Consider the following 12,518-nt stretch of genomic DNA (forward strand, 5'->3'; position numbering starts at 1 on the left):
GGTACCGATCCGGCCGATGCAGTGAATGACTCATTCCTGGCGTCCGGTGCCAGGAATGAGTCATTCACTGCACTTGCAGCTCGGCCCAGTGACCCGGCTTGCGCGGGGACGGCGGGCCGAGCGCCCAGCCCGCCGGCCAGGTGCGCAGCGCGTACACGTCGGTGCGGGCGCGTGCCCCGGGGAAGCGGAGCCGCTCGGCCGTGGACCCGGTGAAATCGGCGTGCCCGCTGAACCTCGCCTCGCCGAAGAACGCGTCACCGAACCGGGCGTCGCGGAAGGACGTCCGGCCCGCGAAGCCCGCGTTCGCGAACGAAACGTCGGCGAACCCGCTCTCGGAGAAGTCGGTGTGGGCCGAGAACCGGGCTCCGTCGAACCACACTTCGCCGCCGGCGGTGGCTTCGGCGAACAAGGCCGTGCCGGTGAAAGCGACGTTCTCGAAGTCGGCGCCCGCCGGGAAAGCGGCGCCGCGGAACAACGCGTGACGCGCGAAGCAAGTCCCTTCGAAGCTGACCAAGCGGGTGAAGACCGCGCTGCCGAACCGGGCGGTGCCCGCGAACCGGACACCGCGGAAAGTCGCGTCGCGCAGTTCGCAGCCCCGCAGGTCCACGTCGTGGAGCACCATCGGCTTCACGTGCAGGTCCATCCCGGGCCAGAACAGCCGCGAGCCGCGATGCAGGCGCGCCAGCAGCACCGGCCAGAGCCGGGCCTGCCAGGCGGCGACGTCGTGCCACCCGTGGCCGAGCTGGACCACGACGTGGTCGACGAAGTCCTGGCGCAGCGACGGGTCCCGGTCCGCCAGCTCGGCGAATTCGTGCACGCCGGCCAAGCGGACTTCGCGCTCGTCGGCGAAGATCTTCCGCTCGGTCTCGGAGCCGGCGAGCCGGGGTGCGGCGGTCAGCTCGGCGTACTGGTCCCGGCGCACGATCAGCCACGCCGTCACCAGGCACGCGGCGACGGCAGCGTAGAAGAGGACCCAGCCGGTCATGCCCGGATTGTCTCCTGCCGGCGGGCCCGCACGACACCCGGTTAAAATGGACCTGTGAGTCCAAAGCTGACCCCGAAGGGCGCCGCGACGCGGCAGCGGATCATCGAAGGCGCCGCGGCGGAGATCCGCGAGCGCGGCGTTGCCGTCACGACGCTCGACGACGTCCGGGCGCGGACGGGCACCAGCAAGAGCCAGCTCTTCCACTACTTCCCCGACGGCAAGGAAGAGCTCCTGCTGGCGGTGGCGCAGTTCGAAGCGAGCCAGGTGATGGCGGCCCAGCAGCCACAGCTCGGCGAGCTGGGGTCGTGGGCGGCGTGGCGGCGCTGGCGCGACACCGTCGTCTCGCACTACCGCGAGCGGGGTCAGTTCTGCCCGCTCAACGTGCTGATCTCGCAGCTCGGCCGCGCGACGCCGGGGGCGCGGGCCGTGGTGAGCGAGCTGCTGCGCGCCTGGCAGAACGAGCTCGAAGCGGGCATCCGCCGGATGCAGGACGCGGGCGAGGTGAGCCCGCGCCTCGACGCCGGACGCACGGCAGCCGCCCTGCTCGCGGGGCTGCAGGGCGGCGTGGTGGTGATGCTGTCGACCGGCGCCATCGACCACCTGGAAGCGGCGCTCGACGTCGGGATCGAAAACCTCCGGGCGAGCGGGAACCGGCACTGAGGCCGGTTCCCGCCCCCGAAGTCAGGCGTTCTTGATCGCGGAGATCTCGAACTCGAGGGTGACCTTGTCGCTCACCAGGACGCCGCCGGTCTCCAGTGCCGCGTTCCAGGTGATGCCGTAGTCCTTGCGGCTGATCGTGGTCGAGCCCTCGAAGCCGATCCGGTCGTTGCCGAACGGGTCCTTGGCGGAGCCCTCGAACTCGAACGGGATGGTCACCGAGCGGGTGACGTCCTTGATCGTCAGGTCACCGGTGACCTCGAAGGTGGTCTCGCCGGCCTGCTTGATCTCGGTGGTGGTGAAGGTGATCGTCGGGTACTCGTCCATCGACAGGAAGTCGTTGCTCTTCAGGTGCCCGTCGCGGTCCGCGTTGCGGGTGTCGATGCTGTGCGCCTGGATGGTCACCTGGGCGGACGACTTCTCCGGGGCGTCGCCGTCGATCGTCGCGGTGCCGGTGAAGTCGTTGAAGCTGCCGCGCACCTTGGTCACCATCGCGTGCCGGGCGACGAACCCGATCCGCGAGTGGGCGGCGTCCAGGGTGTACTCGCCGGTCAGCTGGGGGTAGGTGGTCGCGCTGGTCATCTCTGCTTCTCTCCTCGTGGTGGCGCCCCCCAGTGATTGAGGGCTCAACAACACTGTACTCATTTTGACTGGTTGCGCAAGCAAGCTTTCGATAGACTGCCGGTATGGGTGAACCGGTCGCGCTGGACGAGGAGGAAGCCGCCTTCTGGCGGTCGCTGATCCGCATCACCACGGTGCTGCCCCGTGCCCTCGAGGACCACTTCCTCCCCGAAACCGGGCTCACGAACACCGACTACGGGGTGCTCGTCGCGCTGTCGGAAGCGCCGGAGCGCCTGCTCCGCATCTCCGCGCTGGCGGCGACGACCGCGTTGTCGCTCAGCCGCATCAGCCGGGTGGTCGACGACCTCACGCGCCGCGGGCTCGTCGAGAAGCGCAAGTGCGCGGAGGACGGCCGCGCGTCCAACGCCGTGCTGACCGAGGCGGGATTGGCCAGACTGGAGGCGGCCTTCCCGAGCCACCTCGCCCGTGTGCGGGCTTCGGTGTTCGACCACCTGGGCACCGAGGACATCCGCACGGCCGGGCCGGTGCTGGCCCGGCTGGCCGCGGCGCTGGACGCCGCTCCCCCGACCGACGACTGCTGAGGACGCGATGAGCGACAAGGGCGAGTACAAGCGGGACCTGAACTACCTCCCGGACCGCATCACCGCCGACGGCCGCGACGGCTGGCCGGTCGAGCCCGGCCGCTACCGGCTGGTCGTCGCGCGGGCGTGCCCGTGGGCGAACCGCGCGGTGATCGTGCGGCGCCTGCTCGGCCTCGAGCCGGTGCTGTCGATGGGCATCGCCGGGCCGGTGCACGACGAGCGGAGCTGGAGCTTCGACCTCGACCCCGGCGGCCGGGATCCGGTGCTCGGCATCGAGCGGCTGCAGGAGGCGTTCTTCAAGCGCGACCCGGAGTACCCGCGCGGCATCACCGTGCCGGCGTTAGTCGACGTCCCGAGCGGCAAGGTCGTCACGAACGACTTCGCGCAGATGACGCTGGACATGTCCACCGAGTGGACCGCCTACCACCGCGACGGCGCGCCGGCGCTGTACCCGGAGAAGCTGCGCGACGAGATCGACGACGTCGCGCAGAAGGTCTTCACCGACGTCAACAACGCGGTGTACCAGTGCGGGTTCGCCCGCTCCCAGGAGGCGTACGAGCACTCGTACACCAAGCTGTTCTCCCGGCTGGACTGGCTTTCGGAGCGGCTCGCGGACCAGCGGTACCTGGTCGGCGACACGATCACCGAGGCCGACGTCCGGCTGTTCACCACGCTCGTCCGGTTCGACGCGGTCTACCACGGTCACTTCAAGTGCAACCGGCAGAAGCTCACCGAGCTGCCGGTGCTGTGGGCCTACACGCGCGACCTGTTCCAGACGCCCGGGTTCGGCGACACGATCGACTTCCCGCAGATCAAGGAGCACTACTACGTGGTGCACAAGAACGTGAATCGGAGCGGGATCGTCCCACGGGGACCGGACGTGGCCGGCTGGCTGACCCCGCACGGCCGCGAGGAGCTGGGCGGCCGCCCGTTCGGCGACGGCACCCCGCCGGGGCCGCCGCCGGACTCCGAGAGGGTGCCCGCGCTGTAGTTTCTTGGCTACGGTGATCGCCATGGAACGCCTGCGCGATCGCCGAGTCCTCGTCACCGGTGCCGGCTCCGGCATCGGCCGCGCCACCACCCTCCGCCTGATGGAGGAGGGGGCGCGGGTCATCGGCACCGACGTCTCGGAAGAGGGTCTGCAGGGCACCCAGGAGGCCGCCCGCCTGCCGGGCTTGACCACGTTCACCATGGACGTGGCCGACGAGGAGTCGGTGGCTTCGAAGGTGGCGTCGGCCGTCGAGGTCCTCGGCGGGCTCGACGTGCTGGTCAACGCGGCGGGGATCCTGCTGGCGTCGCACACGCACGAGACGTCGCTGGAGCTGTGGAACCGGGTGCTGGCGGTCAACCTGACCGGCACTTTCCTGGTGACGCGGGCGGCGCTGCCGGCACTGCTGGCTTCCGAGCACGGCGTGGTGGTGAACTTCAGCTCGACATCGGCGTCGTTCGCCCACCCGTACATGGCGGCGTACTGCGCGAGCAAGGGCGGCATCCAGGCGTTCACGCATTCGCTGGCGCTGGAGTACAGCAAGCAGGGCCTGCGCGCGGTGAGCATCGCGCCGGGCAGCGTGAAGAGCGGCATCACGGACTCGGCGGCGAGCTGGCTGCCCCAGGACGTGGACTTCTCGCTGTTCGGCCGGCTCCTGCCGATCCTCCCGACGGACCACACGACGGAGGTCGGCAACCCGGTGGCGGGCCCGGAGACGGTGGCGGGCGTGGTGGCGATGCTGGCTTCGGACGACGGCAAGTTCATCACGGGCACGGAAATCCGCATCGACGGCGGCACGCACACCTAGGTCGCGGCGGCGTACCTGGTTGCGAGGACCCGGAGCCGTTCGGCCAGTTCCGGTGGTGACTCCACCTCGAAGGCGACGTCCAGCATCCCCACCACGAACGCCACGAGGTCGTGCGAATCGGACGCCAGCTCCAGCCGGCACGTCCGCGCGTCGATCGGGGTCACCTCGCCCTCCACCCGGCCCGCCAGCTCCGATGCCGGTGCGTGGATCTTCAGCACCGCGCGCAACGGCCACATCTCGCGGCCCATCGTGCGGGTCAGGTAGGCCGTGAGGTCGCCGTCCGGTGGGGTGCGGTGGGTGAAGCGCGGGCCGTTCGGGGTGCGCACCGCCACGCGATCCGCGCGGAACGTGCGCCAGGCCGACCGGTCCGTGTCCCAGCCGACCAGGTACCAGCGGCGACCCCACGACACGAGCCGGTGCGGCTCGACCGAACGGCGGGACGCACTTCCGTCGTGACTCACGTAGTCGAAGCGCAGCGTTTCGGCCGCGCGGATCGCCGCCGACACCGCCGTCAGCACCGCCGGGTCCACCACCGGCCCGCGGACCGGCAGCGACAGCAGGCTCGCTTCCAACGCCGCGACGCGGTGCCGCAGCCGCGCCGGCAGCAATCGCGAAAGCTTGCTCAAAGCCCGCTGCGACGCCTCTGTCGAACCGGACGACGTGTGCAGGGCGATCGTCACCGCGACGGCTTCGTCGTCGTCCAGCAGCAGCGGGGGCAGCTCGGCTCCCGCGCCGAGTCGGTAGCCGCCGACCGGGCCCATCGCCGCGTGCACCGGGTAGCCCAGCTCACGCAGGCGGTCGACGTCCCGCCGCACCGTCCGCGTGGTCACGTTCAACCGCGCGGCCAGCTCCGTGCCGGACCAGTCCCGGTGCATCTGCAGCAGCGACAGGAGCCGGAGCAGCCGGCCAGGGGTTTCCCGCATGCCACAAGCTTCTCAGACGACTAGGACCGGAACTGTCCTACACGCGCGGGAGGGTGCCGAAATGGATCCCTTCCGCATCGACGTCCCGCAGACCGACCTCGACGAGCTCCGCCACCGGCTCGCCCGCACCCGCTGGCCCGGCGAGCTGCCCGGCGCCGGCTGGGACTACGGCGTCAGCGAGCCCTACCTGGCCGAGCTCGTGGAGTACTGGCAGACCGGGTACGACTGGCGGGCCCAGGAAGCCCGGCTCAACGCGTTCCCGCAGTTCACCACCACGATCGACGGCCAGCGCGTGCACTTCCTGCACGCCCGCTCCCCCGAACCGGACGCGACGCCGCTGATCCTGACCCACGGCTGGCCGAGCACGGTCGCCGACTTCCTCGACATCCTCGGCCCGCTCACCGACCCGCGCGCACACGGCGCCGATCCGGCGGACGCGTTCCACGTCGTCGCGCCGTCGGTGCCGGGCTTCGCCTTCTCCGGCCCGACGACCGAGCGCGGCTGGACCACGCGCCGGACGGCCCGGGCGTGGGCCGAGCTGATGCGGCGGCTCGGCTACGAGCGCTACGGCGCCCAGGGCGGCGACTTCGGCAGCATCGTCTCGCCCGAACTGGGCCGGACCGCGCCGGAGTCGGTGCTCGGCGTGCACGTCAACGCCGTCGCCAACGCCGGTGTCCCGACCGCGCCCGGCGACCTCGACCGGCTGTCCGAAGAGGACCGGAAGCGGGCGCGGGAGAACGAAGCGTGGTGGTACGGCCATTCCGGCTACGCCACGCAGATGGCCACGCGGCCGCAGACGCTCGCCTACGCGCTCAACGACTCCCCCGCCGGCCAGCTGGCGTGGAACCTCGAGTGGTTCGTGGACTGGGACCCGGCGACGACGAACCAGACGCCGGTGGACCGCGACGCGATCCTGACGAACGTGACGATCTTCTGGCTCACCGGCACCGCCGGCTCGGCCGCGCGCCTCTACCTGGAGGCGGGCCAGGACGGCTGGGGCGAACGGCCGGAACCGTCCGGCGTGCCGACGGCGGTGGCGAACTTCCGCGGCGACCACGCGCTCCGCGGCCTGGCGGCGCTGTCCAACACGATCACTCGCTGGACGGAGTACGACACGGGCGGGCACTTCGCGTCCCTGCAGGCACCGGAGGAACTGGTGCGCGACATCCGGGAGTTCTTCCGCGACCTCTAGTCCACAGTGGACACGGCACCCGAACGTCGCTTCGGCACCGCGCCGTCGAGCAACGGCCGCAGCTCCGCGACCACCGTGTCCAGGGGGGCGACGTCCTGGTGCGCCCGCGCCAGGACGATCGCGCCCTCCAGCGCGCTGAGCATCAGCACCGCCAGCGACTCGCTGCGCGCGCCGGGCACACCCAGCTCCGAAAGGGCCGCCGCGACCGGGCGCTGCCAGCCGTCGAACGCCTTGCCGGCCGCTCGGCGCAGGTCGTCGCTGGTGGCCGCGGTGTCGGCGACCGTCGCGACCAGCGGGCAGCCCGCGTCGTAGCCCTGCGCCGTGAACTCGTCGCGCCACTGCGCGGCCATCGCCTCGAAGAGCTTGCCGGGCGTCGGGTCCTCGAGCTTCGCCGTGACGCGCGCGACGCGCCGGGCCGCGTAGTCCCCCGCCCACTCGACCGCTTCGGCGATCAGCTGGTCCTTACCGCCGGGGAAGTAGTGCTGCAGGGACCCCCGCGGCGCTTCGGCGTGCGCGACCACGTCCCGCATGCCGGTCGCCCCGACACCGTGGATCCGCACCAGCTGCGCGGCGCTGAGCACCATCCGCTCGCGCGGCGTCCTCGTCATCGGCTGCCTCCTTCATGACGTCCGTCATGGTAGCCCAGTCCGGCACGACCAGGGTGAAGTCCCGCTCGCCGCGCTCGTAGCCGGGCACCGGCCGGAATCCCTGGCGCAGCAACAGCGCTTCGGCTCCCGCGTTGCCCGCCCAGACGGTGCCGCGCACCGTCCAGCCGGGGAACTTCCCCGAAACCCAAAGCCAGCGGGCCAGCGCGCTCCCGATCCCCTGTCGCTGCCACGGATCCGCGACGAGGATCCCGAGCTCGGCCTCGCCCGGGGTCACCGCGACGAAGTTGAGCAGCCCCACCGGCACGCCGGCGCGGGTGGCCAGCAGAGCGGGTGCCCCGGCGAGCAGGAACCGGCCGTACCGCCGGAAGACCTCGCCCGGCTCGGCCGGGCCGCCCATCATGAAGCGCCGCCGGAGGCTGTCCGGCGAGCAGGCCGCGACGAGCGCGGCCACGCGCTCCCGGTCCGCCGGGTGGTCACCCAGCTCCCGGATCTCTATGACAGCTGTCATAGCCCCATCAGAGCACAATGCGACGCGAACCACACTATGACAGCCATCATAGATCGACGGCGCCGCACGAGCCCGCGACCACGCGGATGAGCTGGAGCTGGGAAGACGTCCCGGGACCGGCGGGAGGAATGACCACTCCCCTCCGTAATTAATGTATAGCGCACCCCCGGGCTTGCGGCAAGACCCCGGTTGTGCCGCACAATTCTCGACCGAAGCCACAACCTGCGGAAACGCGGGGATTTCAAGGGGGTCTTTTGACTGACGTGATCATCGCCGGCGCGGGACCGACCGGCGTGATGCTGGCGGCCGAACTCCGGCTGCACAACGTCGACGTGCTCGTGCTGGAACGGGACGCGGAGCCGACGAAGGTCGTCCGCGCGCTCGGCCTGCACGCGCGCAGCATCGAAGTGATGGATCAGCGGGGGCTGCTGGAGCGGTTCCTCGAACGGGGCACGAATTACCCGGTCGGTGGATTTTTCGCCGGCATCCAGAAGCCGCCGCCGGAGAGGCTCGACACCGCGCACGGCTACACGCTGGGCATCCACCAGCCCGTCATCGACCGGCTCCTCACCGAGCACGCGCTCGAGGCCGGCGCCGAGATCCGGCGCGGCTGCGAGGTGACCGGGCTCGAGCAGGACGGCGAAGGCGTCACGGTCGAGCTGTCCGACGGGACGCGGCTGCGGGCGCGCTACCTCGTCGGCTGCGACGGCGGCCGCAGCACCGTGCGCAAGCTGCTCGGCGTCGGCTTCCCCGGCGAGCCCAGCCGGATCGAGACGCTGCTGGGCGAGGTGGAGGTGACCGCCTCGCGGGAGGAGATCGACACCGCGAACGTCGAGGTCCGCAAGACCCAGAAGCGGTTCGGCTTCATGCCCGTGGAAGGCGGCACCTACCGCGTCGGCGTCCCCGCCGAGGGGGTCGCCGAGGACCGCCGCACCCCGCCGACGCTGGACGAGCTCAAGGAGCAGCTGCGCAAGACCGCCGGGACCGACTTCGGCGTGCATTCGCCGCGCTGGCTCTCCCGGTTCGGGGACGCCACCCGGCAGGCCGAACGCTACCGCGTGGGCCGGGTGTTCCTCGCCGGCGACGCGGCGCACGTCCACCCGCCGGTCGGCGGGCAGGGGCTCAACCTGGGCGTCCAGGACTCGTTCAACCTGGGCTGGAAGCTGGCCGCCGCCGTGAACGGGTGGGCGCCGGACGGGCTGCTGGACAGCTACGAGTCCGAACGGCACCCGGTGGCCGAGGACGTGCTGAACAACACCCGCGCGCAGATGGAGCTGATGCTGCTCGAACCGGGCCCGCAGGCGGCCCGCCGGCTGCTCGCGGAGCTGATGGACTTCGAGGAGGTCAGCCGGTACCTCACCGAGAAGATCATCGCGATCGGGATCCGCTACGACTTCGGCGAGGGCCATGCCCTGCTGGGCCGGCGCCTGCGAGACGTCCAGCTCAAGCAGGGCCACCTCTACGGGCTGCTGCACGCGGGACGCGGCCTGCTGCTCGACCAGACCGGCACGCTTTCGCCGGCCGGCTGGGAAGACCGGGTCGACCACGTCGTCGACGTCAGCGAGGAGCTGGACGTGCCCGCGGTGCTGCTGCGCCCGGACGGGCACGTCGTCTGGGCCGGGGAAGACGGCACGGACCTGCCCGGTGCGCTGCGGAAGTGGTTCGGCGCGCCCGCCGCCTGAAACGCTGTCGTCCGAGAACGAAGAGGGAAATTGTCTCAGGGGTACGAAGAAGAACTGCGGTCCGAACGCGACCACGTCGCCGGGCTGTACGCGCGGCTCGACGCCGAGCGCGCGCGGGTGAAGGGCGAGTACGAGGCGGCGCTCGGCGGCAAGGGCGTGGGCGCCATGGAACGGGACGTCGGCGTGCGCTCGCTCGGCCGGCAGGTGAAGCGGCTGGACGTCGTCGACAACGGGCTGTGCTTCGGGCGGCTGGACGCCGCGTCCGGCGAACAGTCCTACATCGGCCGGATCGGGCTGTTCGACGAGGACGACGAGTACCGGCCGGTGCTGCTCGACTGGCGCGCGCCGGCGGCCCGCCCGTTCTACACCGCCACCGGCGCGAACCCGGAGGACATGCGCCGGCGCCGCCAGTTCCACACGCGCGGGCGTCAGGTCCTCGGGTTCACCGACGAGGACCTCGGCCGCCCGGACGGGGACGCGCGGGGCGACGCGGCGCTGCTCGCGGCGGTCAACGCGCCGCGCGGGGAGGGGATGCGCGACATCGTCGCGACGATCCAGGCCGAGCAGGACGAGATCATCCGGCTCGACCACCCGGGGGTGCTGGTGATCGAGGGCGGCCCGGGCACCGGGAAGACCGTCGTGGCGCTGCACCGCGTCGCCTACCTGCTCTACACCCAGCGCGAGCGGATGGAACGCCACGGCGCGCTGGTGGTCGGGCCGAACCCGGCGTTCCTGAACCACATCGGGCGCGTCCTGCCGTCGCTGGGCGAGACCGACGTCGTGTTCACGACCACCGGCGACCTCGTGCCCGGGCTGCACGTCACCGCCGAGGACGCGCCGGAAGCCGCGCGGCTCAAGGGGTCGCTGAAGATCCTCGACGTGCTGAAGGCGGCGGTCGCCGACCGGCAGCGGCTGCCCGCCGAGCCGGTGCCGATCGAGCTGAAGGACGTCACGGTCCGGATCGACGCCGAAACCGCGGAGTGGGCCCGGCAGGAGGCGCGCGACAGCGGGCTGCCGCACAACGAAGCCCGCGCCGTGTTCACCGACATCGTCACCTACGTGCTCACCGAACGCGCGATCGGCCGGATCGGCAAGGGCTGGCTGAGCCGGGACGACCGCGACGAGTGGGAAAGCATGCGGAAGGGCCTGCTCGAAGACCTCGCGGGCGACGAGAAGTTCACCGCCGCGCTCGACGAGCTGTGGCCGATCCTGACGCCCGAAGGCGTGTTGTCCTCGCTGTACACCTCGTCCGAGCGGCTGCGGGCGGCCGGCGCGGATCCCGCGCTGCTGCGCACCGACGGCGCGGCGTGGACGGTGTCGGACGTGCCGCTGCTCGACGAGCTGGTCGACCTGCTGGGCCGCGACAAGACGGCCGAGAAGGCCGCGGAAAAGGCCGCCGCGCGGGAGCGGAAAGCCGAGGCCGAATACGCCGCGGGCGTCTTCGAGACGATGAAGCTGGACCGGGAGGAGATGGACGAAGACGTCATGCTGTCCGCCGAAAACCTCCTCTACGCCGAGGACCTGGCGGACCGGTTCGTCGAGGTCGACACGCGCACGCTGGTCGAACGCGCCTCGGCGGACCGGGACTGGACCTACCGGCACGTCGTCGTCGACGAGGCCCAGGAACTGTCCGAAATGGACTGGCGGGTGCTGATGCGGCGCTGCCCGGGGCGGTCGTTCACGGTGGTGGGCGACCTCGCCCAGCGCCGGTCGGCGGCCGGAGCGCGGGCGTGGGACGCGATGCTGGCGCCGTACGTCGCCGGCCGCTGGGTGTACCGGTCGCTGACGGTCAACTACCGCACGCCGGCGGAGATCATGGCCGTCGCGGCGTCGGTCCTGGCCGGGTTCGCACCGGACGTCAAGCCGCCCGAGTCGGTGCGCGCGTGCGGCGTCCCGCCGTGGTCGCGGCAGGTCACCGGGGACGAGCGGGCGGCGGCGATCGAGGAGTTCGTCCGGGACGAGGCCGGACGGGAAGGCACCAGCGTGGTGATCGGGCCGCCCGGGACGCCGGGCGCGGTGCCGGCGTCGCAGACGAAGGGCCTGGAGTTCGACGCCGTCCTGGTGGTGGAGCCGGCGGCCATCCTCGCCGACAGCGCGGCCGACCTCTACGTGGCGCTCACCCGGGCGACGCAGCGGCTCGGCGTCCTGCACGAGGGTCCGTTGCCGGCCGAGCTGACCGGGCTCGCCGAGGTCGTCCGGAGCTAGCGACGGTTCGCCGGTGGGGAGCGCGGGTAAATTGCCGTCGCCCGCGCTCCCCCACCGCGAAAGGCGTCCCGATGCAGCTCTACGCCGAACGGCCGGTCCGCCGCACCGCCCAGCTCGTCAGCGACCTGCTCGCCCTGCTGGTCGTGATCATCGCGGTATGGCTGGGGACGTCGGTGTACGACCAGGTGATGAAGCTGCGGGCGCCCGGCGACGGGCTCGTCGACGCGGGAACGGGGCTGCGGGGGACGTTCGACTCGGCCGCGAACTCGGCCGGCGGCATCCCGCTCATCGGCGACGGGCTGGCGAAGGCGCTCCACGGCGGGTCGGACGTCGGCACCAAGCTCGTGGACTCCGGCCGGTGGCAGATCGAGGCGGTGGAGAACCTAGCGTGGTGGATGGCGGTGGTGATCATCGCGCTGCCGGTGCTGGCGCTGGTGGTGACGTGGTTGCCGCTGCGCTGGAAGTTCACCCGCCGGGCGTCGGCGGCGGCGCGGTTGCGCGAGCTCGGGGACGAGGGCCTGGACCTGCTGGCGCTGCGGGCCCTGGCCACCCAGCCCCTGCGACGGCTGGCGTCGGACGGCAAGGTCGCGACCGGGTGGCGGGAGCGGGACCGCGACATCATCGAGAAGCTGGCCGGCCGCGAACTGGCGAGCCACGGCCTGGTGCCCTGAGCCGAACCGTCTTGAATGAGTCATTCAGGTCTCGGGAGGTCCTGAATGAAGCTTCTATGTCAAGTTGCTGCTTGTAGCTGGTGTTGGTGGTCGGTGAGCAGGGCCCGGTAGATGGCGTTGGTGAGGTG

The 12,518-nt window shown here is 71.5% G+C and carries 13 protein-coding genes; 8 read left to right on the plus strand and 5 right to left on the minus strand.

The window, feature by feature from the left end:
- Positions 1–64: 64 nt before the first annotated feature.
- Positions 65–985, minus strand: a complete 921-nt coding sequence (locus tag AB0M83_RS46840) for a pentapeptide repeat-containing protein (protein WP_364528722.1) — start codon at positions 983–985, stop codon at positions 65–67.
- A 54-nt stretch (positions 986–1,039) separates the two neighbouring features.
- On the opposite strand from AB0M83_RS46840, the gene AB0M83_RS46845 reads away from it, so the two are divergent.
- Complete coding sequence (locus AB0M83_RS46845; RefSeq protein WP_364528725.1) at positions 1,040–1,645, plus strand: TetR/AcrR family transcriptional regulator; 606 nt, start codon at positions 1,040–1,042, stop codon at positions 1,643–1,645.
- 21 nt (positions 1,646–1,666) lie between these two features.
- Here the strand turns inward: AB0M83_RS46845 and AB0M83_RS46850 are convergent, their stop codons facing one another.
- On the minus strand, positions 1,667–2,224 hold the full coding sequence (locus AB0M83_RS46850) for a YceI family protein (RefSeq protein ID WP_364528728.1): 558 nt from the start codon (positions 2,222–2,224) through the stop codon (positions 1,667–1,669).
- A gap of 104 nt (positions 2,225–2,328) precedes the next feature.
- Between AB0M83_RS46850 and AB0M83_RS46855 the strand changes: the two genes are divergently transcribed.
- Genes AB0M83_RS46855 through AB0M83_RS46865 form a run of 3 tightly spaced genes read left to right on the plus strand, consistent with a single transcriptional unit; the run spans position 2,329 to position 4,601 of the window.
- Positions 2,329–2,805, plus strand: coding sequence for a MarR family winged helix-turn-helix transcriptional regulator (locus AB0M83_RS46855; protein ID WP_364528731.1), 477 nt, complete (start codon positions 2,329–2,331; stop codon positions 2,803–2,805).
- Between the two features lie 7 nt (positions 2,806–2,812).
- Complete coding sequence (locus tag AB0M83_RS46860) at positions 2,813–3,796, plus strand: glutathione S-transferase C-terminal domain-containing protein (protein ID WP_364528734.1); 984 nt, start codon at positions 2,813–2,815, stop codon at positions 3,794–3,796.
- Between the two features lie 22 nt (positions 3,797–3,818).
- On the plus strand, positions 3,819–4,601 hold the full coding sequence (locus tag AB0M83_RS46865; RefSeq protein WP_364528737.1) for an SDR family oxidoreductase: 783 nt from the start codon (positions 3,819–3,821) through the stop codon (positions 4,599–4,601).
- Here AB0M83_RS46865 and AB0M83_RS46870 read toward each other — a convergent pair.
- A complete protein-coding gene (locus AB0M83_RS46870; RefSeq protein WP_364528741.1) occupies positions 4,598–5,524 on the minus strand; it encodes a WYL domain-containing protein in 927 nt (308 codons plus the stop codon). The two genes, AB0M83_RS46865 and AB0M83_RS46870, sit on opposite strands and share 4 nt — an antisense overlap.
- 61 nt (positions 5,525–5,585) lie before the next feature.
- Here AB0M83_RS46870 and AB0M83_RS46875 point away from each other — a divergent pair, with 61 nt between their 5' ends.
- Positions 5,586–6,716: an epoxide hydrolase family protein gene (locus AB0M83_RS46875; protein WP_364528744.1), complete on the plus strand. Its 1,131-nt coding sequence runs from the start codon at positions 5,586–5,588 to the stop codon at positions 6,714–6,716.
- On the opposite strand, the gene AB0M83_RS46880 is transcribed toward AB0M83_RS46875, so the two are convergent.
- Positions 6,713–7,237, minus strand: a complete 525-nt coding sequence (locus tag AB0M83_RS46880; RefSeq protein WP_364528759.1) for a TetR/AcrR family transcriptional regulator — start codon at positions 7,235–7,237, stop codon at positions 6,713–6,715. The two genes, AB0M83_RS46875 and AB0M83_RS46880, sit on opposite strands and share 4 nt — an antisense overlap.
- The gene (locus tag AB0M83_RS46885) at positions 7,179–7,832 is read right to left on the minus strand and encodes a GNAT family N-acetyltransferase (protein ID WP_364528747.1); all 654 of its coding nucleotides are present in this window, start codon (positions 7,830–7,832) and stop codon (positions 7,179–7,181) included. The genes AB0M83_RS46880 and AB0M83_RS46885 overlap by 59 nt, the downstream gene beginning before the upstream one ends.
- 254 nt (positions 7,833–8,086) lie before the next feature.
- On the opposite strand from AB0M83_RS46885, the gene rox reads away from it, so the two are divergent.
- The 3 genes from rox to AB0M83_RS46900 all read left to right on the plus strand — a co-directional run bounded on the left by rox (position 8,087) and on the right by AB0M83_RS46900 (position 12,390).
- Positions 8,087–9,514: a rifampin monooxygenase gene (gene rox, locus AB0M83_RS46890; protein WP_364528750.1), complete on the plus strand. Its 1,428-nt coding sequence runs from the start codon at positions 8,087–8,089 to the stop codon at positions 9,512–9,514.
- A gap of 30 nt (positions 9,515–9,544) precedes the next feature.
- On the plus strand, positions 9,545–11,719 hold the full coding sequence (helR, locus tag AB0M83_RS46895) for an RNA polymerase recycling motor ATPase HelR (RefSeq protein ID WP_364528753.1): 2,175 nt from the start codon (positions 9,545–9,547) through the stop codon (positions 11,717–11,719).
- A 71-nt stretch (positions 11,720–11,790) separates the two neighbouring features.
- A complete protein-coding gene (locus AB0M83_RS46900; RefSeq protein WP_364528756.1) occupies positions 11,791–12,390 on the plus strand; it encodes a hypothetical protein in 600 nt (199 codons plus the stop codon).
- Positions 12,391–12,518 lie beyond the last annotated feature (128 nt).

The sequence above is a fragment of the Amycolatopsis sp. NPDC051106 genome, assembly GCF_040682775.1.
GTDB lineage: Bacteria > Actinomycetota > Actinomycetes > Mycobacteriales > Pseudonocardiaceae > Amycolatopsis.